17 protein-coding genes are annotated in these 26235 nt (G+C 42.3%); 6 read left to right on the top strand and 11 right to left on the bottom strand.

Annotated elements, in window-relative coordinates:
- Nucleotides 1-2 precede the first annotated feature (2 nt).
- From BC751_RS10325 to BC751_RS10300, 6 genes are all read right to left on the bottom strand, one after another.
- Nucleotides 3-3086 (bottom strand): SusC/RagA family TonB-linked outer membrane protein, encoded by a 3084-nt coding sequence (locus BC751_RS10325; protein WP_130275460.1) that lies wholly within the window; start codon nt 3084-3086, stop codon nt 3-5.
- Nucleotides 3087-3454: 368 nt separating this feature from the next.
- Nucleotides 3455-4987: a RagB/SusD family nutrient uptake outer membrane protein gene (locus BC751_RS10320; RefSeq protein WP_130275459.1), complete on the bottom strand. Its 1533-nt coding sequence runs from the start codon at nt 4985-4987 to the stop codon at nt 3455-3457.
- A 24-nt stretch (nt 4988-5011) separates the two neighbouring features.
- The gene (locus tag BC751_RS10315) at nt 5012-8104 is read right to left on the bottom strand and encodes a SusC/RagA family TonB-linked outer membrane protein (protein ID WP_130275458.1); all 3093 of its coding nucleotides are present in this window, start codon (nt 8102-8104) and stop codon (nt 5012-5014) included.
- Nucleotides 8105-8344: 240 nt separating this feature from the next.
- Nucleotides 8345-10261 carry an OmpA family protein gene (locus tag BC751_RS10310; RefSeq protein WP_130275457.1) on the bottom strand — a complete coding sequence of 639 codons (1917 nt, stop codon included), beginning with the start codon at nt 10259-10261 and terminating at the stop codon, nt 8345-8347.
- 4 nt (nt 10262-10265) lie between these two features.
- Entirely contained in the window at nt 10266-10892 is a 627-nt protein-coding gene (locus tag BC751_RS10305; protein WP_130275456.1) for a 7-carboxy-7-deazaguanine synthase QueE, read from the bottom strand.
- A gap of 131 nt (nt 10893-11023) precedes the next feature.
- On the bottom strand, nt 11024-11860 hold the full coding sequence (locus tag BC751_RS10300) for a sugar phosphate isomerase/epimerase family protein (protein WP_130275455.1): 837 nt from the start codon (nt 11858-11860) through the stop codon (nt 11024-11026).
- Nucleotides 11861-11987: 127 nt separating this feature from the next.
- On the opposite strand from BC751_RS10300, the gene BC751_RS10295 reads away from it, so the two are divergent.
- On the top strand, nt 11988-13034 hold the full coding sequence (locus tag BC751_RS10295; protein ID WP_130275454.1) for a twin-arginine translocation signal domain-containing protein: 1047 nt from the start codon (nt 11988-11990) through the stop codon (nt 13032-13034).
- A gap of 13 nt (nt 13035-13047) precedes the next feature.
- Here BC751_RS10295 and BC751_RS10290 read toward each other — a convergent pair whose 3' ends face one another.
- Nucleotides 13048-13788, bottom strand: a complete 741-nt coding sequence (locus BC751_RS10290) for a 3-keto-disaccharide hydrolase (RefSeq protein WP_130275453.1) — start codon at nt 13786-13788, stop codon at nt 13048-13050.
- Nucleotides 13789-13815: 27 nt separating this feature from the next.
- Entirely contained in the window at nt 13816-15102 is a 1287-nt protein-coding gene (locus BC751_RS10285) for a Gfo/Idh/MocA family protein (protein ID WP_130275452.1), read from the bottom strand.
- A gap of 285 nt (nt 15103-15387) precedes the next feature.
- On the opposite strand from BC751_RS10285, the gene BC751_RS10280 reads away from it, so the two are divergent.
- From BC751_RS10280 to BC751_RS10270, 3 genes are read left to right on the top strand one after another with little or no spacing between them, the layout of a single operon-like run.
- A complete protein-coding gene (locus BC751_RS10280; protein WP_130275451.1) occupies nt 15388-16740 on the top strand; it encodes a Gfo/Idh/MocA family protein in 1353 nt (450 codons plus the stop codon).
- 15 nt (nt 16741-16755) lie between these two features.
- Nucleotides 16756-18216 carry a sodium:solute symporter family protein gene (locus BC751_RS10275; RefSeq protein ID WP_130275450.1) on the top strand — a complete coding sequence of 487 codons (1461 nt, stop codon included), beginning with the start codon at nt 16756-16758 and terminating at the stop codon, nt 18214-18216.
- Between the two features lie 6 nt (nt 18217-18222).
- A complete protein-coding gene (locus tag BC751_RS10270; protein WP_130275449.1) occupies nt 18223-20127 on the top strand; it encodes a 6-phosphogluconolactonase in 1905 nt (634 codons plus the stop codon).
- A 2-nt stretch (nt 20128-20129) separates the two neighbouring features.
- Here the strand turns inward: BC751_RS10270 and BC751_RS10265 are convergent, their stop codons facing one another.
- Entirely contained in the window at nt 20130-21311 is a 1182-nt protein-coding gene (locus BC751_RS10265; protein ID WP_130273808.1) for an IS4 family transposase, read from the bottom strand.
- 253 nt (nt 21312-21564) lie between these two features.
- Here BC751_RS10265 and BC751_RS10260 point away from each other — a divergent pair, with 253 nt between their 5' ends.
- A complete protein-coding gene (locus BC751_RS10260; RefSeq protein WP_130275448.1) occupies nt 21565-22962 on the top strand; it encodes a Fic family protein in 1398 nt (465 codons plus the stop codon).
- Here BC751_RS10260 and BC751_RS10255 read toward each other — a convergent pair.
- Entirely contained in the window at nt 22959-23978 is a 1020-nt protein-coding gene (locus tag BC751_RS10255) for a Gfo/Idh/MocA family protein (RefSeq protein WP_130275447.1), read from the bottom strand. The genes BC751_RS10260 and BC751_RS10255 overlap by 4 nt on opposite strands.
- Before the next feature lie 39 nt (nt 23979-24017).
- A complete protein-coding gene (locus BC751_RS10245) occupies nt 24018-24584 on the bottom strand; it encodes a nucleoside hydrolase-like domain-containing protein (RefSeq protein ID WP_207226869.1) in 567 nt (188 codons plus the stop codon).
- Between the two features lie 38 nt (nt 24585-24622).
- On the opposite strand from BC751_RS10245, the gene BC751_RS10240 reads away from it, so the two are divergent.
- Nucleotides 24623-26221, top strand: coding sequence for an IS5 family transposase (locus BC751_RS10240; protein WP_242617432.1), 1599 nt, complete (start codon nt 24623-24625; stop codon nt 26219-26221).
- Nucleotides 26222-26235: the final 14 nt, after the last annotated feature.

Here is a 26235-nt window from a genome sequence, read left to right as displayed (position 1 = left end):
TGTTAAAAACTTAACTGAATACCGACATTATAACTTTTATGTATAGGAATCTGACCTGTACCCACTCCCATAAATTCAGGGTCATATCCCGGATAATCCGAATATGTCCAAAGATTGATCCCCTGGGCATAAATTCTCGCCTGAGTCAGACCAATGTTCTGAAGCAATTCAGGATTGAAACTGTAAGCAATCTTTATTTGTGCCAAACGGATAAAATCTGCTTTCAGCAATGACGCAGAACCAAAGTTCCTGTTCTGATTTCTGGCTGCATTGCCACTGTTAAGCGCAAAATTCCTTGGAATATCTGTCAAATCTCCCGGTTCTCTCCAAGAGCGTTCATTCACATCACGCAAAGCATTGAAGGTAAATCTTGTTCCATTTTCACGGAGGAAATTATATTGCCCATCGGATACGATTGCCCCATATTCATAAGTAAAAAATGTAGTCAGCTCAAAACCTTTGATTTTGAAGACGTTATTGAACCCTCCAAAGTAAGGCGGAAAATTGGACCCAAAATAAACCCTATCTGCATCGGCAGGAAGGTAAGTAAGATTCTTATTGGCATCATACCACATCGGCCTTCCTGTAGCTGGGTTTACCCCGGCATACTCAGCGACAAACCAAGAACCCGGAGCCAACTGGCCTGGAAAAGCTGGGTTACCTACAGGCTGACCTACTGCCCATCTAGGATTATCCGGATCGGCCTGCAACCCATCATATAAAGACGTGACCTGATTTTGTATGTAGCTAAAATTAAAGGAAGAATACCAAGCAAAAATCCCCCGTTCTACATTAACTGTATTGATTTCAAATTCAATTCCTCGGTTTTCAAGACCACCAACATTCTTTAGGAATTGATCTGCCCTGTTGATCCAAAGTACAGGAATATTTAAGAGAAGGTCTTTTGTTTTTCGCTGAAAAACATCAACACAGCCAGAAATTTTCCCACCAAGAAATCCAAAATCCAGCCCCAGGTTAATGGTTTCATTAGTTTCCCATCTGAGGTTGGGGTTATCAAAAGAAACAGGACGAATACCGGTTCCCCCAGCATAGGTATTTCCCGGACCAAACATTCCGATCGCCCTGAAATCCCCAATCTGATCATTGCCTGCCTGTCCCCAGGAAGCCCTTAATCTTAAGTCAGAAATCTTTCCTGAAGCACTAATAAAATCCTCTTTGGCCAAGTTCCATCCCAGTTTAACAAATGGGAAAATACCGTACCGGAAGTTTGATCCAAAACGGGAAGAACCGTCCACCCTTGAACCTACATGAAAAATATATTTTTCGGCCAATTGATAGTTGAAACCTATAAATGCACCCTGCCTGTTATACCCTGCCCATACCGTATCAGAAGAAACCAATGTTGAACCTGGCAGCAAATTATTGAAACTCGGAGTAGTAATTCCTGTAGCTTCCGAAGATAAACCTTCTCTTTCTTCTGTCAGATATTCATAACCCAAATAAACAGAAAGCAGGTTCTTTTCAAATTTCTTGGTCCAGTCAAGGGTATGGTTGGTCATGTAACGCTTTACAGAATAATTTCCCAATGCATTCCTCCCGTTCACTTCTTGCCCATCAGGGGTACGCGGATCCCTGAATCTAAATTCCTCCAAGTCACGGTAATCTACACCGGCCAAACCTCGGTAATTGAGATTGGATGCAATCTTCCCGTGGACAATAAAATTACCCACCCCTGATCGGGTACTTGTCTGTCCTGAATTAAATTCATTGACCAAGGCTATATTTTGTCCTGCAAGCCCTCCTATTTGGGTGTTAAAAGAACCATCCTCGTTGAAAATCGGATTATGTCTTAAAATCGTGGAAGCGGCGAATGCCGGACTTCCAATAAAAGAACCCTCTGTTGAAAAAGGAACAGTTTGGTTTATGGATGCCAAATTTACATTTGCTTCCAAACGTACTCTGTCCTTTATAGATTGGCTTAAAGAAGCCCTGATGGTTCCCCTTTCAAAATCTACTGGGGGAAATGAGGAACCACTGTAATGATAAGATCCGGAAATGTAATATAGCGTGCTTTTGCCTCCGCCAGACGCACTGAGTTCATAATTATACATCATGCTTTTCCGCATCATTTGCCTCTGCCAATCAAAACTTGGCAGGTTAAGGCCAAGTTCATCCAATTGGGCTGGGGTTAACTGGTTCCAGTTATCCGGCAAAACACCCATATTGGATAAGGCCCTTGCTTCAGGGTTGGTAGCATCGGAATTTTTGAAAGCATCTCTTCTCATGGCGTACCATTCCGGTCCATCCAAAAGATCCAAAAATTTGATGGGCATGGTTTCACCCGCATAGGCATTCAATTCTATCCTTGCTTTTCCCTGCTTTCCTTTTCTGGTTGTCACTAAAATAACTCCATTAGCTCCCTGATTACCATAAATAGCTGTCGATGCAGCATCTTTTAAAACTTCAATTGACTCAATCTCATTGGGATTTAGAAATGCCAAAGGATTGGCCTGGGTAAAAAGTGAATAAGAAACGTTATTGATCAGGACCCCATCAACTACATACAAAGGCTCATTTCCCGCGTATATAGACCCTACACCTCTTATTCTGGCATTGATAGCTCCTCCGGGAATACCGGAAGCTGCTTTTACCAATAGTCCGGGCACCCTTCCCTGCAAAGTCCTGTCAAAAGACTGATAAGGAATATTTTCTATTAAATCACCTGGGCTTTTTGACCGTGCACCATCTTTTTGAGGGATTATTTTTGGATCATCATCTTCCTCTTCAGGAACCTTGTCTATTTTAACCTCTTCCTCGAGTGCTTCCTGAAGCGGAGTAAGGTAAACATCCATATTATTATCTACCCCAAAAAACACTTCCTCAGACTGATGACCGATATAACTGTATACCAATGTAAACTCTTCCTGGTTTACCTGTAACACATATCTTCCATTGAGATCAGAAGCCGTACCCACTGTAGTCCCTTTCAAAATGATAGAAGCCCCCGAAATGGGTTGGTTGTCCTTTTTGGAAAATACCTGGCCTCTTACAATTCTACTCTGGGCAAATAGCGGAACAGTAGAGAGCAACAATAAACAGGTTAATAAAGATAAAAATATCTTCATGTCAGGTCTATTTGGTGTAACAAATGCAATTCAATTGATCTTTTACCTAAGATCGAATAAAAATTTTTCTGTAGCTAACAGGCAAAACGCATTGCAGTACATCATGCCCGGGGTAAAATTATAAAAAAATATTAAAATAAAATATTATTCAAAATTTTTTGTCAAAAACACTAATTCACCAAATCGAATTATAGTCTTGATACATAAAACGGAATTATATTTCAAACAAACTTTTTTAAATTTCACATACAGTTTTTCATTTTACAACCTTAAAAAACTTTTAAGTAGGCGAGAAAAATTTCTTTTAATGGAATTAAAAAAAATGGGCCTCCATTTTTAACAGGAAGCCCATTTATTAGAAAAGATAATTAATAACCAGGATTTTGAGGAATTGGCGTACCACTGTTATTCAATATTTCGTCTATTGGAATCGGCCAAATAAACAAATTACTTGAATAAGGCAAAGAATGATCCGTTGGAATTGCCCTATCAGTAGTGTAGAAGTCCAAGTTGGTAATAGACCTGGAAGTTGCTTTAGCAGGGATACCGGTCATCTTTCCTTCACCGGAAAGTCTGTGGATATCTGCCCATCTTCTTCCTTCAGCCAGGAACTCAATTCTTCTTTCATTGAAAATTGCAGTTAACAAAGCATCTGTGTTCGCAAAATCCGCAGAAGTGAAAGAAGGCACAGAAGCAGGCAATGCCCTGTCCCTGATTGAATTCAACAATTGGATCGCATCTGCATTATTTCCAAGACGTGCATGGGCTTCTGCTGCATTCAATACTACTTCAGCAAACCTCAGGATAGGATTGGGATCTGTTCTGGTCAATGCATCCGGATATTTAAATGTGTAAATACCACCTGCATTTCTGTCGGTCAATTCAGACCTTCTTAGGTCTTCCGGATGCCAGAAGTTAGACCTCCAAATCAATGGACTGATCTTAACCAGGCCTCTTGCGCCTCTTGCAGGATTACCGTACATAGAAGGCAAAGCACCATTGATACCGGCATTTGATTCAGGAGTGTGTACAAAGGAGAAAATATTTTCTATGCTGTTGACCGTTCTGAAAGGAGTAACAGGACTTTCAGTCAAAGCATAAGTGCCAACAAGCTTGTTATATTCATCTAATACCCCCTGCCAATCACCCATGTGCAATTTAATACGGGATTTTAGACCAATAACTGCACCTCTTCTAACCCTGTTGAAATTACGTGTCAAAGGCAAAAGTCCTTCTGCTTCATTCAAATCGGCCAACAACTGGGTATAATCTTCTCCTACAGTGGTTCTTCCCAAACCTTCATTAGCAGCTACCAAAGGCACATCATTGATAGCAACTTTCCTGTAAGGTACTCCAGGAGCAGCAGGATTGTCCATATAAGGTCTGGCGAAATGAATCAACAACTCATGATGGCCCAAGGCCCTCAAAAACAACATTTCACCTCTGTAAATATCTCTTTGCTCCTGAGTGATAATTCCATTTGCCAATGCCGTTTCAATATTTTCCAATACAATATTGGCCCTGTTGACCATTCTGTAGATGGAAATCCACATCCCGTTATTGTTTGCACTAAATGGAGTATGTGCCCCGATGTAGGTAATTTCATAAAACAACTGGTCATTGTACATGTCTTCCCCGCGCATATCTCCCTGCTGGGTATTGGCAGCTCCGAAAGGATAACCCCTACCTGCTTGACCAGCAGAACCTAAATAAAAACCTTGCTGTGCAGACTCATATACACCCAATACTACCGACTCCACCCTTGCTGCTGTAGCAAATGCTTCGGAATCCGGAATCAGGTTGGCAGGACTAAGATCCGTTACATCACAGGAACTAGTGAAGCCCACTAATAATAAAGCGGAAACTGCCAGTTTTATATTTTTTAAACTAATTTTTTTCATCTTGATTTAAATTTTTGATGAGAATTAAAACCCTACGCTAAGACCCACGGAGAATGTCCTAAAGATTGGAGTAACATTCCAATCAACTCCAAACTGCAACTGCTGGGTAAGAGCTCCTGAAGGGAATGTATTGGCCTCTGGATCCAAACCACTGTATCTTGTAAAGATGAAAGGATTCTGAGCCTGCGCAAAGAATCTTGCAGTGGAAATGGCACCATTAAATGCAGTCTGAAGTTTTTCTGCAGGCACGGTATAACCAACCACAATATTCTGTACTCTTAGGAAATCACCTCTCTCCACGAATCTTGAGTTGGAAGCAGCAGTCAACCACATATTGGCATCCTGTCCGGAATACTGTTTCGGGATGTCAGTTACTTGTCCTGATTCTGTCCATCTGTTAAGAACAGCGGCATTGTTGTTAGAGAAACCTTGACCCAACTGACCTCTTAGGGTCTCATTCATGATGTAGTTACCACCAGAGTATCTCAAGAAGATTTCAGCATCCCAGTTTCCAAAAGTGAAGTTGTTGATCCAACCTCCCTGCCATCTTGGTAAAGTGTTACCCAAGAAATCCTGAGTAGGAAGTCCGGCTGGAGTAGAAATATTACCTGGATTTGCCGGGTCAAATGCCCTCCAACCCAAATTACCTGGCTGCAGATTATACTGAACTATGTCATCACCACTGAAATACATTGGGTTACCGTTAGCAGGGTTAACACCTGCCCATCTAAATCCATAAAGTTGGGCAATAGGACCACCTTCCACTGTTCTGTTATAAGTACCTACGATAGGCTGAACCAAGTTAGTCACCTCATTTCTAAGGAAGGTATAGTTAAAGTCTGTATTCCAAGAGAATTTACCCCTGTTGATTACATTGGTAATTACTCGGAGTTCAATACCTTCATTGAACATAGCGCCAACGTTCTGGTTGATAGAGTTGCCAGGTACCCCCAAAGAAGGGATGGTAGGTGCACTTAAAATCAAGCCATCGATGTTGTTACGGAAGACATCAGCTGCCAAAGTGACTTTTCCAATGGTCATATCGATTCCTGCATTCAATTTCTTGGAAGTCTCCCAAAGCAATCCTCTGTTTGCAATTCTGTTGTACCCTAAACCAGCACCGGCTCCTCCTAAAACAGGGTTAAAGCCACCAAATGCTGCGAATGTTCCGATTTCTGTATTTCCTACTTCTGCATAAGAAGCCCTTACTTTAAAGTCAGAGATAAGATTGGAGTTAAAGAAGTTTTCATCTGAAATTCTCCATCCAATTGAACCACCGAAGAAAGTACCTCTTTGGTTTTCTCTTGCCAGGTCAGAAATACCGTCATTTCTTACAGTAAAAGAAAGTAAGTATTTCCCTCTGTAGCCGTAGTTGATTCTGCTGAAATAGGAATCAAATCCTCGGTCTGCAAAACCACCTCCGGAAAACTGGTTATTGTAAGAACCTGTAATTAAGTTGTCTCTTCTAAAGAAATCATCTGAAAAATCTGTTCCCTGAGCTGAGAAATTATAGAATTGATCATACTGATATTCTGCACCTAAAGTAACATTGATAATATGGTCTTCGGCAAGTATAGTCTGATAGTTCAAAGTATTCTGCCAGTTCCATCTCTGGGCTGGATTGAACGCCATAAAGACATTTCCGTTGACACCTTGTCCATCCCCATGTCTTGGATCCAAAGACTGGAAGTCCTCTGCCAAAGTCAAATCCACACCAACCATGGATCTAGCAGTAAGCCCCTTAACAATGTCCACTTCACCGTATACATTTCCCAATAGTCTATGTACACGGTTTCTAAATACGTTGTTTGCAAGTACAAAACCAATATTTGGAAGGTTGTTGTCAGGGCCGGCAAGGTTGTTACCAAACCCTGTGGTTCTACCATCAGCAGTTACATTGAAACCATCAAATCTGGTATTTGCAGGATCAAACGGAGAAACATTTGGCAATGCCCTTGTAGCATTAAGCATTACCCCTGACAAAGAGTTGGCACCTTCGTTCAAACCATTGATCTCAGTAAATGAGTAGTTCAAAGAGGTTCCAATTCTGAATATTTTGGAGATGCTATGGTCAACATTACCTCTAAAGGAGTATCTCCTCATATCATTTACATCAATTGCAGATTCCTGATCTGTAAAACCTAAAGAGAAGAAATATTTGGTAGCCTCAGATCCTCCTGAAATCGAAAGGTTATGCTGCTGGGTAAAACCTCTTCTTAAAATCAAATCCTGCCAATCAGTATTTACACCTGGATTAGCCAAAGGTGACTGGTTGGCATTTGCCCTTCTTTCATTGGCAATGGTAACAAAATCATCACCATTCAAAAGATCAAAACGGTTTTGGGCTTCGTTGAAACCGAAAGCAGTGTTGTAATTTACCTGAGCTTTGCCTGTTGAGCCTCTTTTAGTAGTGATAAGGATTACCCCATTCGCAGCCCTTGAACCAAAAATAGCCGTAGCCGAACCGTCTTTCAAAACCTCAAAAGACTCAATATCAGCTGGGTTGATGTTTGCTAAAGGGTTGGAACCGATCACTGCAGACCTATCAGCATCCACTACAGGAACTCCGTCAATTACGATCAAAGGACTGGCACTACCCGAAATGGAGTTAACACCCCTGATCCTAATCACTGGTGCAGCTCCCAAAGTACCGCTTGGTGTTGTAATTTGAACTCCTGGAGCACGACCTGCCAATTGGGATTCAAAGGAAGGTGTTACCAAGTTCTCAATAGATCTATTGCTGATAGATGCTACCGAACCAGTGATATCCCTTCTCTCCTGGGAACCATAACCCACAACAACCACTTCGCCAAGAGTTTTTAAATCAGGTTGCATGACCACATTGATAACAGTATTGTTACCGATAGTCATCTCTCTAGACAAGAAACCGACAAAGGAAAAAACCAACACATTTCTGTCCTCAGGTACAGAAAGGCTGTAATTTCCGTTGAAGTCAGTCACCGTACCCAAAGTGGTACCCTTTACAACGACGTTTACCCCAGGGATTCCCTCAGGTTCTTCCGGAGAAGTCACCTTTCCCGAGATCGTCCTACTTTGCGCAAACAATGACACCACAGTCATCGTCATCAACGCGACAACTAATAAAACTTTCTTCATTATAATTGATTTTAACTAGTAATTAACCGACGAATAATAGAAACAAAGCCAATCATTTCCAAAATGAAACGAAATATTCAGTTTAAAGATGAAAACTCCACTAACGTCGAAAATTTTAGAAAAAAAATCCCTAAAGAAATTTTTAACTGATAAAAAGTAACTTCACAAAATAAAACTCAAATTTTAATTCACTTAACAAAAAATTAACATCGGTTAGTTTTTTTTCATTTTTTTTAACTTTTACAAGATTGAAATGGTAATTCTACGATTCAAAGCCCTGTTTTCAGGGGTATCATTCGGACGGATGGGTTCCGCGTCACCCCTTCCTTCAGCCTTAAGTCTTGTCTCTGGAATTCCTTTGGACAAGAGGAAATTTTTAACACTTTCTGCCCTTCTTTGGCTTAGGCTTTGATTATATGTTTGTGTCCCCACATTGTCAGTATGTCCAGTAATCTGTATCCTGACGGATGGATTTTCTTTCAAGAATTCTAAGAGCCTCAACAGTGAACTTTTAGATTCTGGTTTAAGCTCATCCTTATCGAAATCAAAAAAGATATTTTCAAAAACAAACTCCTCACCCGAAGCAATCGGGGTCAGTGATATTTCAAGATTTTCCTGATTTTTCAAATTGTCCCTTTCTACGTTATAAATCTTTGGCAGATAACCTTTCTTTTCGACGTAAAGTCCGGAGAATGAACGGTCGGGATAAATCATCATGAACTCCCCTGTTTTTCCGTCAGATCTGAACTGATACATCGTACTGTCATTGCTCAGACTCACCAAAGACAATTTGGCATCAATGGGCTGACCTGTTTTGCCGTTCAAAACCTTGCCCTGGGATACCACTAACTTCTCGCCCAAAGCAATTTCCTCCGGGAACTTAAAACGGTATAGAAAGGATCTCTCCACCTTTCCTTGATTATAATTGCTTTCAGTGTAATAAGCATAATCCCTTTGTGCAGTAATAAAGAGGGAAAATTGGTCTTTATGGTCATTGATGGGATAACCTAAATTTTCCGGCTTTGTAAATTCCCCTTTTTCAACACGGGAAACAAATAGGTCCATTCCTCCAAAACCTTGGTGTCCATTGGAAGCAAAAAAGAGGATCTCATTATTGAAATAGATAAAAGGAGATACTTCATCTTTTTCGGTATTGATAACCGAACCCAGGTTTTTTGCCTCGGCCCAAGAACCATCAGGCATCCTCAAAGAATACCAGATATCATTTCCTCCATAACCTCCCCGCCTGTTCGATGAAAAAAACAAGATCCTTCCATCTGCGGAAAGAGAAGGCTGTGAATCCCAAGATCTGGAGTTTACATTTTTCCCCATATTTTGGGATTTTTGCCATTGCCCATTGACTTTATAAGCCACATATAAATCACAGCTTCCAAATGAATCAGGTGCATCACAGGAAGTGTAAATCAAAATGTTGCCGTCAGCTGAAATCGTACAAGTACCCTCATTGTAAAAAGTGTTTATCCTATCTGATATTCCAGCGGGCTTGGACCAGCCTGTCTCCTCATCATAAAAGGAAACAAAAATATCTTCTGTTTGATGGTTTTCAATCCCATCTCTTTTTGTAAAGAGCAATTTTTTACTGTCAGCTGTAAGCACAGGGAAATACTGAAGCGTGTAAGAATTGATGGGGTCAGGCAGTTTTTCTTTATAGATAAAAAGCTTATTTTCAATATTTTTGGATACAAACTCAATTTGGTCTTTTATCTGATTGTAATCAATGGATTTTTTAAATCCTTCATCCAGCAACTGCCTGGCAGTTTCAAATTCGGCTACTGCCTTTTCAAATTCTCCCTGACCCAAATAGATATTCAATTTCAACCAGGAAAAATCTGCTTTAATCTTTCCTGAAGCTTTAGAGGCCCTTGCTTCTCCCCTATTGACTACAGCTAGAGCCTCCTCATGGTTTCCTTTGGTCAAAAGAAGTCTACCCCATTTGATATAGGACTCTAAAAAGTTTGCCTCACGCTGAATAGATGCTTTATACTTTTCAATCGCCTCATCATACATACGGCTCTTGACAAGGTCATCCCCCTGCTCATGAAGCTTTATTGCCCTGCTATCTATGATAGAATAGGTCTGTGCCTCAAGCCTTTGGAGGCCTATAAAAAAAACAAACACAATTAGGGCGACTCTCATACATTTATGGTATGTCCATAAATTTATGGGTTTGTAGGGAAATTTTCCAATTTGGATGGTTTTTTACGAATGCTACAATACTTTCCATCAGTTGGCCAGACTTACTCCATTCTGGCTGGATTAATTTCTTGCAGGTCTGCTTCACGAGTTCCGCATGTTTTTCAGCAAAATCAAAATCAGACTTGTTATAGATGACCACTTTCAGTTCATCTGCATGAGCGTAAATTGAAGGATGAGGGGCCTTGAATTTTTTAGGTGAAAAACAGACCCAATCAAAATTACCTGAAAACGGATGTGCCCCTGAGGTCTCTATATGAGTGGAGAAACCCTTTTCTTTCAGCAAAGCGGTAAGTGGACCAAGATTGTACATCAATGGCTCACCTCCTGTTATCACCACCGTTCTTCCTGGATAAACAAGAGCTTGATCAACGATTTCTTCAATATCCAGGACAGGCCACTTCCCGGCGTCCCATGATTCCTTGACATCACACCACACACATCCTACATCACACCCACCCAATCTGATAAAATAGGCAGGAACACCGGTATGTATACCTTCCCCCTGAACCGTATAAAAAGCTTCCATGAGGGGAAGCATCAAACCCTCTCTGATTTTTTGTGTCTTATCCATCTCAATTTTTGTTGAAGCGGGTGATTGAACCGCTTTTTTTTGGACTGCAAAGTTAGAACAAAAAGTTGCAGCAAAAAAATCCAATAAAAAAACCCCCATGCCTGAGGGTTTCCAAATCAGTGATCCATTTTTTATTTTTCAGATAAGACCTGTTTAATGTATGCCACACTTTTGGGAATTTGCTGTACTGATCTAGAAGATTCATCTTCAATGATCAAGTACTCCGTTCCCACTTTTTTCGCCTGCTTAATCAGTCCCCTAATATCTACATCCCCAGTTCCTAACACCACGTTCGTTTCAACATCTCCCCTGCCATCACTGCTCCCGGGAGTACCGTAGGCCCTATCCTTTAAATGTAGTAAAGGGAACTTTTTGGGATATTTTTTCATAATGGCCAAAGGATCTCCTCCACCCATCTGAACCCAATACACATCCATATTGAAGGCATAATTTTTCGCATTCTTCAAAAGCTCATCGAACAGTACTCCTTTACCATGGGGCTTAAATTCATAGCCGTGCGGGTGGTAACACAAAGTGATTCCTGCATCTTTTAATATCTTTCCTGCTTCATTGAAAACCTTGATCGCTTCCATTGTTTCTTTGATGCTGAATTTACCATTTTCATGGGGAATCCAAAAGCAAGTGGCATATTTGGCTCCATAGGCTTTTGCATTGTCGATGATCGCTTGAGGATTTTCCTGCAACTGCTTGAAATCTGCTCCGACTCCTATCACGGAAAGCCCCAGCCCTGAAATAAATCGTTTATAATCCTCCAGGTCCATTCCATAGGTACCTCCACCTTCCAGGTATTTGATCCCCCAGTCAGCCACCAATTGATGGGATCCTTTCATATCTTCCCGCATCTCATTCCTTAGTGAATATAACTGCAGGGCAATCTCCTGGGCAAACAAGGGGCATGATAAAAACATCATTAAGCCTAAGCTCAAAATTTTCTTGATTCTTTTCATAGGTGTCTATTGGGTTTGATCCTGAATTTAATCAAAATAGATCTACCATCAACCTTAATTTTTTACAAATGGTATTATACTCTGCTGAAATTTTAAGATATTTTGTTTTGAATTACCCAAAAACACTATGATCACCATCACTCGAAGAGATTTCCTTAAACAAACTGCCCTATCGGGTTTAGCTATGAGCACTTTTCCCTTTTCAGCCTTTCATTTAAACAAAGACACCATTATAGGCCATGGTGATTTCAAGTACAAAGTGGATCTGAAATGGGGCACATTGGATCCGGGAAAATTCCCAGTCAATAATTGCCATGAAATGGTCATGGATAAAAAAGGACGGCTCCTCATGGTCACTGATGAACCCAAAAACAATATCTTGATTTATAACCAATCGGGTAAAATACTCGATGCTTGGACCTTGAACCTCAGCGCAGCCCACGGGCTTTCTTTAGTGAATGAAGGCGGAGAAGAATTTCTCTGGATTGTGGACAATGGTGGCAGGGTCATCAAAACTGGCCTAAATGGAAAAATAATCACCGAAATCCCAAGTCCACTCAGCCAAGGAATATATGCTGAAGGTATGCGTTATACGCCCACAGAAACGGCTGTAGCCCCTAACGGGGACCTCTATATTACCGATGGATATGGATCCCAATTTGTACTTCAGTATGATTACAATGGAAAATTCATCAGGATGTTTGGAGGCAATGGCCATGAAGACCATCAATTCAAAACTGTCCATGGAATCGCGGTAGATCTTAGAAAACCAGGAGAACCCACCCTGCTTTGCACATCAAGAGGACATAATTCCTTTAAAAGATTTACCATGGGTGGACAATATTTAGAGACAATTTTTCTTCCCGGTGCCTTTGTCTGCCGACCGGTGATTCATGGAAATAACCTTTATGCCGGGGTTTGCTGGTCAAGAAAAAAATACCTCGAGCAAATGGACAATTCTGGTTTTGTTACCATCCTCAATGAATATGATAAGGTGGTTTCTAACCCTGGTGGGACCGTTCCAAAATACATCGACGGGGAATTACAGCTTATGGTACAGCAGGAAACCCTCTTTAAGCACTGCCATGATGTTTGCATAGATCAAGATGAGAACATTTATGTATGCCAGTGGAATGCCAATAAGACTTATCCTATTAAACTTACCCGGGTTTAATCCCCCTATTTCGCTATTTGATTAAGGGTGCAATTTGGTCTTCAGAGATCACTCCTGGAGGCAATTCCGTAATCCGAAGATTCCTGAAATGAATGGGTGCTCCCTCGGATTCCAAACATATGTACCCTTTTCTCTGGGTGGACTGATTGATACCATTGACAAATTTGCCATTGACAGAAAGTTTGATCACTCCATCTACACAGATTACTACATAAGTATTCCACTCCCCCTTTCCCAGACAGCGGTTTTCTATGGATTTGCTTCGGTTTCCCCTGGGGTTGTCCGGTAATGTTTCCACCCCTCCTACCCCAAAGAGTTCGCCATGCACATACGCAAGGGGTGGCAATACACCGTCCTTTTTATTCTGATTGACCCAGTCCAATTCCAACATTTGCACCTCAACCCCATCTGGCAACCTGTTTTCACCGGGTACAGCACTGCTCCAAATAAATGTTCCGGAATTCCCACCCGCTTCCATATGCTTCCATTCGATGTGCATGATGAAATTTTGGTATTGCTTTTCAGAACGGATGACACCGATAGGCAAACCTTTACAAACAAGTTCATCTCCTTCGAAATACCAGGATTCTATTCCGGTATTCACGTCAAACCACTTGATGGGAGTTTCTTCTACTGGTCCCGAACCCACCAAGGCATCCCAAGCCCTCACTGTACCAAAGTCAAATAAATAATCCTGTGCATTGCTCTTGGGAACTAATGCAATCAATGCGCACAACAAAAAAACCTTTCTCATCTCGGCCAAATTGAAACAAAACGAACATTACAAAACCTTTGTGACACCAGGCACCGCCACAGGAGGAACAGGCCAAACCAAATTCCAGTCATAATCTTCCATCTTGGGCCCAAGACTAATATTTGACTTCATGGCATCCTCCCAGGAAATGGTCTGTCCACTGTAAGCAGCCATTCTTCCAATGATGGCCAACATGGTACTATTGGCCATCAGATCACCTTCATTGATCGGTTTTCCAGCACGGATTGCGGCAAACAATTCCTCATGCTGGGTTTCATAGGGATTATTTTTTTCACCATCATAACTCCAGGAATTTCTACCGCTGATAGCATGGGTTTGCCTTCCTATATCAATAATTGCATCCCCTTCTCTTCCGACAATCTCTGCACGGTTGGTATTGGAACTACCTTGCTGCTGTCTACTAAAATGTACCCCTTTGACCCCATTAGGATATTCGTATTCTATGGCAAAATGGTCGTAGATATTTCCCCACTTTGCATCTGTCCTCGCCTGCCTGCCACCTGTACCGGTAACCCTCACCGGCAATTGTCCTCCAAGTGCCCAGGACATCAAATCCAGGCTGTGCACCATCATTTCTACGATATAATCTCCCGACAGCCAATCATAGTAATACCAATTTCTCAATTGGTATTCCATCTCTGTCCAGTTTGGCTTTCTATCTTTATACCAAAGCCCTCCACCGTTTCTGACAGTAAGTATGGACCGAACTTCTCCAATTTCACCCTGTCTGATTTTCTCAAAAAGAGCCCTTTTGGGAAAATCATATCGATAGGTAAAGCCCGAGACCACTGACAAGCCCTTTTCCTTGGCCTTTTTGGCAGACTCTAATACCACTCGAACACCGGGAGCATCCACGGCTACCGGCTTTTCACAAAACACATGCTTCCCTGCAGCCACCGCTTCAGCAAAATGAAGGGGACGAAATGCTGGCGGGGTGGTCAAAATAACAACATCCACATCTGAGTCCAATACTTTCTTGTACGCATCAAATCCAATAAACTGATGGACTTTTTCCACTTTCACCTGATTTGGATTGACCATCATGAGGTTGTTGTAGGATTCTTCCAGATAATCCGGAAAAATATCTGCCATGCAAGTCAGTACAGCATCAGGGTCTGCCTTTAAAGCTTGTGCTGCCGCACCCGTACCCCTTCCCCCACAACCAATCAACCCAACTTTAATAACCCGATCCAGGGAAGCTATAGCAGGCTGAATAGAAAATGACAAAGGCAGGGTAGCGGCCCCAACAATGACCGTACCTGTCGATTTGAGGAAGTTTCTTCTTTCATTCATAAGAGTGCAATTAAGCAATCAGCAAAACGATGCCCGGAATAATAGCTACTGCCTGCATGATTATCAATTTAACTTATAGAAAAATAGGATTTAGAACAGAAAAACCCAAACCGAATTACATCAAAGGTTAAATTTGGGCAAATAATTCAAAGACCAAATTTTTAAATTAAGATGATTCCGTTTAACAAAATTTTTATCAACTAACTTGGATTTGTTGATATATTGGAAGAAGTTCTTGGCATGACCAACAACTTCCGACTTCCAGAACAATATTTCACCGGCAAAATGAAAAATCGCAAAGACTCGAGAAGAGAATTCATCAAAAAATCCCTTGCCGCTACCACAGCCCTAACAGTAGGCGGTGTCCTTCCGGCATTCAGTGCAAAAAGTTACAGGAAAATTTTAGGAGCCAATGAGCGTATAAAAGTTTCTGTAATGGGCGTAAACAGCAGGGGATTGGCCTTGGCTTTGAATTTTGCCTCTCAGCCAAATGCAGAGGTCCTTCATATTTGTGACGTCGATAAAATGGCAGCAGAAAAATGCATTGCCGCTGTAACTGAAGTCCAGAAAAAAACACCCAAAAACACACCTGATTTCAGAAAAAGTCTGGAGGATAAAGACCTGGATGTCCTGGTCGTGGCCGCCCCAGACCATTGGCATGCTCCCGCGGCTATTTTGGCATGTAGAGCAGGAAAAGATGTTTATTTGGAAAAACCTGCCAGCCACAATCCCCATGAAGGGGAATTGCTATTGCAGGCAACTACAAAATACAAAAGAGTGATCCAAATGGGAAACCAAAGAAGGTCATGGCCAAATGTAGCAGAAGCCATCAAAGAACTTCATGCCGGAGTCATTGGCAGACCTTACATGGCGAAAACCTGGTACAGCAATAACAGGGCCCCTATTGGTATCGGCAAAAAAGTACCTGTCCCGCAACATCTGGATTATGACTTATGGCAAGGACCAGCTCCAAGAGAAGATTACAGGGACAACATCATCCATTATAACTGGCATTGGTTCTGGAACTGGGGCACAGGAGAAGCCTTGAACAATGGCACCCATATGGTAGATCTGGCTCGTTGGGGTTTGCAGGTAGATTTCCCTACAAAAGTAAGTTCAGCTGGAGGACGCTACCACTATCAGGATGATTGGGAAACACCCGACACCCAGATTATCAACCTGGAATTTGAAAACAACAGCCTCATCACTTGGGAAGGGAGGAGCTGCAATGGCTTGAATGTGGAAGGCTCCAGTGTTGGAGTGATATTTTACGGTGAAGAAGGCGCTATCAAAATAGACGGGGGGAATAATTACAGCATTCTGGACCGTCAAAATAAAGTAATCAAGGAAGTGAAATATGAAAGACCGGTCGATCCCAGAAACATTTCCGACCCCACCCATGAATTGGACAGCATCCATATCCAAAACCTATTTGATGCTATCCGAAAAGGTACACCCCTTGCAGCAGATATCTATGGCGGACAGACCAGCACCCTTTTGGTCCAACTGGGAAATATCGCCCAGAGAATCGGTAAATCCTTGGATATAGATCCCAAAACAGGCCATATCCTCCATAACCCGGAAGCCAGAAAATATTGGTCAAGAGATTATGCACCTGGCTGGGAACCCAAAGTTTAGAGACCTAACTGCCTTATGAAGCTGAGCAACCTAGACCTGATTATCATTGGTCTCTTTTTTCTCCTGATGCTGGCCATTGGGATCTATGCCTATTTCAGAAATAAGAATTCAGAAGACTATTTTGTGGCAGGGGGAAACCTTCCCTGGTGGGTCTCAGGGATATCGCACCACGTTTCTGGTTACAGTGGAGCTGTATTTGTTGCCTATGCGGCTTTGGCGTACACCCATGGTATTTCAGTCTATTTCTGGTGGGCATTCACCATAGGTATTGGCATTCTGGTGAGCGCCAAAAAATTCCCTGTACTTTGGATGAAACTGCGGAAAGTTTTCCATATCCAATCTCCCTTGGAATTTTTGAAAATCAGGTACAATCTTTTCACACAGCAATTGATGGCCTGGTCAGGGGTCTTGCTCAAATTATTCGATATAGGCGCCAAGTGGGCCTCCATCGCCATTTTGTTGAATGTATTTACCGGAATCAGCTTGCCTGTGGGAATTTTGGTTTCTGGGGGAATTTCATTGCTTTATATCACTTTTGGAGGATTATGGGCTGTAGTCATAACGGATTTTGCCCAATTTATCGTGCAGCTGTTGGCTGGAGGAGTGATGTTTATCGCAGTCCTCATGCATCTTGACGGCATGTCAACACTCAGCAGCCTTTGGCAAAAACTGCCTGAAGGCAACAGTCAAGTTTTCCATGAACCCTATACGGTTGGATTTGCACTGGCTTTCCTATTTATCAACTTCTTATCCTATAATGGGGGACAATGGAACTTGGCTACCAGATACATATCCAGCCCATCTGAACAGCAAGTGGTAAAAGCCGCTAAATTATCAGGTTGGCTTTACCTGATCTGGCCTTTGATCCTTTTCTTGCCCATGTGGGCTGCCCCGGTACTCTTACCGGACTTGAGTGACCCAAGTCAATCTTATGGAGAACTTACTTTACTCCTGTTACCTTCCGGTTTGGTAGGATTGGTCATCGCTTCCCTATTTGCCAATACCATGTCCATGACTTCTTCTGACATCAATACCATTGCGGCAGTCATAAGCAGGGACATTCTTCCCAACATTTCGCGAAAAATCCATCCTGATTCTCTTAAAATCGCCAGAACGGTCACCTTTATATTTACGTCGATGACCATTTTGGTGGCCTTGCAATATGAATATTTTGGAGGAGTTTTAGGATTGATCATCTCCTGGTTTGGTGCCTTGGTTGGCCCAATCGCCGTACCATTACTATTGGGCTTGATTCCCACTTTTCGGAAGTGCGGTCCTGCTGCAGCCATCACTTCTATTCTTGCCGGCTTAATGGCATTTATCTTTACAAAAAATGTAGAAATTGGAAGTCTTGCCCTGCAAGTCAGCCTGCCTTTAATGATGTCTTTCATCACTTATGTGACAGTAGGCCTTCTTTCACAAAGAAAAATCCCGGAAAAAGTAAGCCAGATGTTTTCTCTATTGTATCAAAATTAAAAATTCATGCAGGTCCAAGTATTTCAAAGCAGAGCAGAGATGGGAAAAGCTGCAGGAAGCTGGGTTGAGAAGAAAATCCTCGAACTCGCCGGACAAAAAGATGAAATACGGATAGTTTTTGCCGCTGCACCCTCGCAAAATGAGTTTTTGAGTTATCTCAGGAGCACTTCAAAAATCCCCTGGGGAAGGGTGGTCGCCTTCCATATGGATGAATACCTGGGACTTGAACCTTCTCATCCCGCTTTGTTCTCTAATTTTTTGAAAGCAACATTGTTTGACCATGTTCCTCTGAAAAAGGTGCATCTGATTGACGGAAATAATACCGTTGAAGAAGAATGTGAAAGGTATGCCGCATTATTGCAGGAAAAAAGGATAGATATAGTCTGTATGGGCATTGGTGAAAACGGACATATTGCTTTTAACGACCCCCCAGTTGCAGATTTTAATGATGACAAATGGGTAAAGGTGGTGGAACTGGATGAAGTTTGCAGACAGCAACAGGTAAATGACGCTTGTTTTGATAGCTTATCGGCTGTCCCGACCCATGCTATAACATTGACGGTTCCTGCTTTATTGAATGCGGATTGTATCTGTTGTGTGGTTCCCGGGCCACAGAAAAAAGAGGCAGTCCATCAAACACTTTACGGGCCGTTGGGAGAACATTGCCCGGCTTCAATTTTGAGAGGTCATTGGAACTGCCATTTGTTTACCGACAAAGACGCCCTCCCCCAGGTTCAGCCATGGACAGCACAGGAAGATATGTTTGCAAGGGATGTTCTCTCTGGAAAACTTTGCATTTTGGATGATCTATCTGGCATCCGGCCTACAGCCATTAATGTTCCTGAAAATAGCAAGCTGCCTATTCCCTATTGTGGACCAGGGCTGATAGACCTTCAGGTCAACGGTGTAGCGGGAATTGATTTCAATGAAAGCGGACTTAATCAAGAAAACATCCGAAAAGCAGTGGATGCCTTATTGGCCAAAGGGGTGACGGGATTCTTTCCAACCCTGATAACCAATGATCCCCTAATTTTAGAAGAGAATCTGTCAATAATCAATCTTGCCTGCCAAAAGGATGACTTGGTCAATTCCTGTATTTTAGGCATTCACCTGGAAGGCCCTTTTATCTCTTCCTTAGAAGGAGCCAAAGGCGCCCATCCTGAAAAATACATACAAAAACCTTCTTGGGAATTGGTGGAAAAACTCCAAAAAGAAAGTGGTGGACGTATTAAACTGATCACCTTGGCTCCTGAGCTGGAAGGAGCGGAAGTCTTGATCAAAAAATGCGTTGAAGAAAACATCCTCATTGCCATCGGACATTCAAATGCTGCTTCCAGAGATATTGCGCTTGCCGTAAAATCCGGGGCATCCCTCTCCACCCATTTGGGCAATGCCGTTCCTTTGATGCTTCCCAGACATCCCAATATCCTATGGGATCAATTGGCCAATGAGGCATTGTATGCCAGTCTGATTGCCGATGGGTTTCATCTGGATCCATCATTTTTGAAGGTTGTCCTAAAGGTAAAAGGAGAGAAAGCCTTTTTGATCAGCGACAGCACCAAGTTCTGTGGCATGGAACCTGGCATATACCAAAGCCCAATTGGAGAAGAAATTATTTTGGAAGAAACTGGCCGTCTGGCCATGAAATATGGAAAAGGACTTCTGGCAGGCGCCGCCAGGAGTTTAATAGAAGGAGTAGAATATTTGGTAAAGGAAGAAATCCTTGAACTCCCAGAAGCCTGGAAAATGGCATCCAAAATCCCTTTATCTTTTGCAGGTTTGATGTCAAAAAATGACTGGATTACATTTCGGGTGGAAAATGGAACATCCATCAAAGTTGAAAAGGTCAATGCTGTCCTAAATAATTTACAAGACAGATGTTTAGCTGTGTTTCTGCAATTTCTATTGTGATTTTATCTGTAATCCGGAAATAGAACCCCCTGTTGGCTTTTTTGAGGAGGTTTTTCATGGTCTTCAAAGGGTTTGTCCAGCCACTTTTGCAGCTCTATTTTAACGAATATGTTCAGTCTGATAAATGCAACCAGATTGGACAGATGCCATCCGAATTTAGCGGTTGCCTTCATCACTTTTAGGAGCAGAATGGTGATCAGCGCGGTCCATATCTGGATCATCACGGCATTTTTCGATGTTCCGATAAAGGTTTTGATATGGAGTAACTGCTTGATGTCCCTGAAGAAGATCTCAATCTCCCATCGGCACCGGTAAAGATCACCGATTGTCTTTGCTGACCATTTGAAGTTATTGGTAATCAGTTCGACGGTCTGTCGGTTTTTTTCGTCCCATACAGCCACTCTTCTGAGTTTTCCGGGGTACTTCACTTTTGACTGCGGGTTTACCAGTTCAATTTCTTCGTCTATCAGTACTTCCTGTGCAGTATTTTCAGGGAGTCGACGTTCATTGATTGTGCTGAACTTAAGGTTATCCTTGTGCCTTATGACGAAAAAGACCCCCTTGCTGTCCCAAATGTTGAGCATCGGAAAGTCATTGTAATAGCGGTCCGCCACTATAACGGATCCTTTCTCCAAAGGAATATCATAAGCGCCTTTATTGTCTGCCATACTTCCTTCTGTAATATTCACATAAACAGGGAGTTTCCCGTCATAGTCCAGAAGCGTATGCATCTTTACAGCACCCTTTTTGGTCCTGAAGGTTGCCCAGTCAAACATCGAAAGGCAAAGACTTACCACCGTGGAGTCGAGCAGATAGACGGGAGCCTTGATCCGTAGTTTTACCCTGCTCAGGGACGCCTGCTGTCCTAAATGCTTCAGAAGCCCGTAATACAGCTCCTTGAACAGGTCAGAGTCCCTGCGCTTGTTCTGATAACTGATACTGGACTTGGATGGTGCCTTGGCAATCCCCAGATGGTTGAGGTTCCCCGTGGCCGAACGCAGGCCGTTTGAAATATCCCTTACAGAAGTACTTTTGGCAAAATGGCAAAAAAGCATGGAAACCAAATGCGTCCAGCTGTCAAAGCCTTTGCAGCCCTTGTCCGTTTGCTTCTCTTCAACCAGTTTCTTGAAAATTGAACGCTCGATTTTTTTAATAATCTGAGAAAACAATGTAATATTACTCATGGGAGGTTTATGTTTTTTGGTGCAAACCCAAAATAGCTATTTTGGGCAAAAAACCAGACCTCTCATATTTTATTTAGGACGGTATTGTGAAAAGGTCATCAAACATGAGGGATAAATTTCAATAAACAGATAAGTGTTCCTCTTGGCATTTAAGAGGTTTTGTTTTTTGTCGTGAAATTTAAAAAATGTCGTGAAAATTTTTTTTGACACAAATAATGATGTAAATTTGTCGTAATTAAGATTACTTACGACAATGGTTAATCCCACCTTAAAAGATGAGCTTCCTGCTATCAAAAATGTGATCGCAAAAAACACATATGGTGCCTCCATTGAGGACATCATGAGTGGCTGTGGGCTTAATCTGGAATTGAGAACCTTGCAGCGTAGGCTTAAAAAACTAAAAGAGGAAGGAATTATTTTCACAACCGGAGGCTCAAAATCCACCAGATACCATTTATCTTATTCAGATCATTTGGTCAGAGAAAGTGAACAGGAAAAGTTGATACGGCCCAAAAGAGAAGGTTTTTCTATTTCCAAAGAAAGTGAAAAAATCATTTCTTACCTTTCAAATCCCCTATCGGATAGGAAAAAAGTTGGCTACAATGTGGAGTTTTTAGATTCCTATAGACCCAATATAGATGCTTACCTTTCAGATGAAGACATCCATAAGCTGACTTTACTGGGATATACCAATAGTCAGAATCAGCCTGCAGGTACGCATGCCAGAGAAATCCTTAACCGACTGTTGATTGACCTTTCTTGGAACTCCAGCAGGTTGGAAGGTAACACCTATTCTTTGTTGGACACTCAGAGGCTGCTTGAATTGGGTGAATCTGCTGAGGGCAAGTCCTTAGAAGAGGCGCAAATGATCATCAACCACAAAGATGCTATTGAGTTTTTAGTGGATTTAGGGGAGGAGTTGGACTTTAAGCCTTATATCTTGTTGAACATTCATGCACTACTTGCGGAAAACCTCATGAAGGAACAGGCATCTTTGGGAAGGTTAAGGTCAATGCCTGTCGGTATCTTCCAGTCAGCTTATACGCCACTTTCCATACCCCAATTGATAGTGGCCCAATTTGAGTTACTCCTAAAAAAAGTCATGGAAATCAGGAATCCTTTCGAACAGGCATTCTTTATGATGGTGCATTTACCCTATTTGCAGCCATTTGATGATGTCAATAAGAGGACTTCAAGGTTGGCGGCCAATATACCCTTGATCAAAAGCAACCTTTCCCCAATTTCCTTTGTGGAAGTTCCCAGCACGATTTATACTCAAGGGATTCTTGGGGTATATGAATTGAATCAAGTCGATTTGTTGAAGGATGTGTTTATGTGGGCTTACGAAAAATCCGCTGTCCGCTATGCGGCCATAAGACAGACAATCAGTGAGCCTGATCCCTTCCGAACCAAATACCGGGATGATATTAAAAAGCTGATTATGAAGATTGTTTCAGAAAACTTAAACCCAAATGAAGGCAGTCAACTGATTCTATCTACAGCAAATCATCTTCCAAAAGAAGACAGAGATAGATTCAGGGAAATGGTGGAAGGTGACCTACTTGTACTCAATGAGGGCAATTTCGCCCGGTTCAGGGTTTCTCTGTCCGAATTCAAGAGATGGAAAGAAAATTGGTCAAGGAAGGTTTAATTCCTTGACCAATTTCTCTTCTTTACCTCATCCAAAAACACCCTTTTCCCTCCTGATTTTTTACTTTCATCCGTTGCCTCCATGAATGCCAGGATTTCGAGTGTTTCCTCAGGCTGAACAGGAACATTGCCTGTTTCGAAGTATTTCACGATTTCCAGTAACAAAGGCTCATAGCCGGAATAAGGCCCTAAGACAATATTTTTTTCGGTAGTGAATACAGTTCCTCCATAATCATGCACCCCAGTTCGGGTTCCCCGAAAAGTCCCTATCCTTCCATCCTTCCATGTACCAACTACCACATCTGTATTTTCTGTACTGATCCGCACCAGGGATTCACAGCCTGTACCCATGACCGTATATAATGTTTCCACCCCATGAATCCCATACCAATATAGATCCGGGTGGGAAGGTTCAATGGTCGCAGGGCTAAACGTATCCGCACCCAGCACTTTGTTTTTTTCAATACCTTCTATTCCTTTAACATAACGTAAAGAGGAAGATGAAAATACGGGAATCCCAAATTTCTCCGAGGCTTCAAATATCTTGACCGCATCCGCGTAAGAAGCGGTGATAGGCTTGTCAATAAACATCCTTTTGCCTGCTTTAAAAACCTCCATCGCCTGCTCCAGGTGTAGTTTGCCATCATTGGTTTCCAATAAAACCACATCCACTTGTTGTAGTAGATCTGCAATCGATCCTACCACTTTGACACCCATTTTCTGAATTTCTTCTGTATATCCTGGAATCCGGTCCCTACTGGAAGGGATATCCCTACTTCCATAGGGATAAGCTGCCACCACATGGTAACCCAAATATTCTCCTGACAACTGATGTCCATTCAAGACTTTGGTAAAGGCAATACTGTGAGACGTGTCCAATCCGATGATTCCGACTCTTTTTCCCTTTTGCTTTGAAGCTATTGCCAGATTTTGACCTCCTAAAACACTTAATCCTAAAGCAGTTATGGATGCAGTTTTGATAAATCCCCTTCTGTTGTTTAATAAATTTTCTTTCATGAATTTAAATAATGTCTAATTCAGGTTATCCTGCTGAATCTACTTAAATTTATTCTCTAAACCCAATTCACGATGAAGAATCATGTGACTGTAAGCTGGTTCGAAATACCGGTCATTAATATGGAAAGAGCCATGGCTTTTTACGAAAAAGTCTTTGATCCATCGCGTTTGCGGGAAAGTGGGATCATCTTGTTGGGTGTATGGATTAAAGTCTGTCACCTGCTGCCCATCTTCCCATCGCTTGGGATTTTCATTAGATTGGATGAATCTTCCTCCCCAACCTCCGTAGCTTGGATCCTCATGACTTCTTAATCCAACGTCCAATAAGTAAAAATAAGCCGGAGAATCCCCTTCTGAGATAAAATCATATTGATTCCTTCTATATTTGGACATGACCTCCATATCGCCATGGTCATGCTCAGGGTCATTGTCAATCTGTCGGCCATCACCCCAGGTATAATAGGCGGCCATCAAAGGGCCCCTCTCAAATAAAATGTACTCCTTGAAAAATTCTCCTGAAAGGTAATACTGCAAAGGTTCACGCACCCTTCTGGGCCATGGATAGGCAAAGCACCAAAATTGATCGGAATTATAGATAACCCTCACTTCCGGCTAATTAGGGTCTGCTGATAAAGTATAAAACCTTGCAACAGTTCGGAATTTCGGGGATTTTTTCTGATTTTCAGGGAGTACAAGTGCAAGGTATTATGGCAAAGACCACCAAAAGGCGTGCACCACGCAGTGAATACATCAGTCCCAGTCAGCTAACATTAGTGGGTTTTGAGACTCCATTTTATAACCAGCTTGATCCCGACAATCGCTGGGTTGTTCTCAGCAATCAGATTCCCTGGGATGAACTCGTTGGACTGTTTCTCAAACATAATCCTGTGAGGCAGACCGGCCGTCCATCACTGAATCCACGCATACTGATCGGGGCAGTGATCATCAAGCATATTCTCAATCTTGATGACAGAGAGACAGTTGCCCAGATTACGGAGAATATGTATTTACAGTATTTTCTTGGCTACAGTTCCTACACCAAAGAAGCCCCTTTTGACCCTTCCCTGTTTGTGGATATCAGAAAGCGGCTGAGTGAGGAGCTTATCGCGGAGATGAATGAAAAAATACACGGCTTTTCGATGGAAAGGTCAGCTTCAAACCCGGACAAAGATAAAAAGGACAACGGCCCGTCGGGAGGAGAAGGAGTAAGCCACAAGGGTGAGGTCATCTTCGATGCCACTGTCTGCCCGCAGGATATTGCTTATCCCACCGATATAGGACTGCTCAACAAGGCCAGGGAAATATCAGAGGAAATCATAGATGAACTCCATTACAAAAACCGTGTAGGCAAAAAGCCCAGGACTTACCGGGAGAAAGCGAGGAAAACCTACCTGAAAGTAGCCCAGAACAAGAACCCTTCAAAGAAAACCATCAGGAAGGGGATAAAGGCCCAGCTAGAATATCTCAGAAGAAACTTCAAAACGATAGAAAAGCAGCTCGATGGCTTCGAGAGCTTCCCCCTTGAACACAAGCTACAGCGCCAATACTGGATCATCCAGACGCTTTACATGCAGCAGCTCGGAATGTATAAAGACAAGACCCATCAGGTAGATGACAGGATAGTGAGTATCCACGAGCCCCATGTCCGCCCAATCGTGCGGGGAAAAGCCAGGGCAAAGACGGAATTCGGGGCCAAGATCCACTTGAGCATGGTTGACGGTTACTCCTTTCTGGACAAGGTATCATGGGATGCTTACAACGAGGGTTCCCAGCTTACAGAATACGTGGAAAATTACCGGGAAAGGTTTGGGTTCTACCCTGCAAAGGTTCTTGCTGACAAGCTGTACTGCAGCAGGGAGAACAGGAAATGGCTGAAAGAAAAAGGGATAAAACTGGCGGCCAAACCAATGGGAAGGCCATCGGCCAAGGCAGTGGAAAACCACGTAAGTCCCGGAGAGAGGAACCCGATAGAAGGGAAATTCGGTCAGGCAAAGAACGGGTACGGAATGAACCGTGTCAGGGCAAGGCTCAAAGATACCAGTCAATCGTGGATAGCCTCCATCATCTTAGTGCTCAACCTGGTCAAATTGGCCGGGGAGGCACTCCTTTGGCTGGGTTTTTCAGCATGGGAAGACCTCAAAGCTGCAATATTACATAGTGTTAAAAATATCTTAGATGATATAAAACAGAAAAACCAGCTCAGAATAAAATCTGGGCTGGTTTTAAATAAAATGTTGATATGAGTTTTTCAGCAGAC

The sequence above is a fragment of the Cecembia calidifontis genome (assembly GCF_004216715.1).
Lineage (GTDB): Bacteria > Bacteroidota > Bacteroidia > Cytophagales > Cyclobacteriaceae > Cecembia_A > Cecembia_A calidifontis.
The sequence above is the reverse complement of the archived record's forward strand: the minus strand, read 5'-3'. Positions and strand labels throughout refer to the sequence as shown.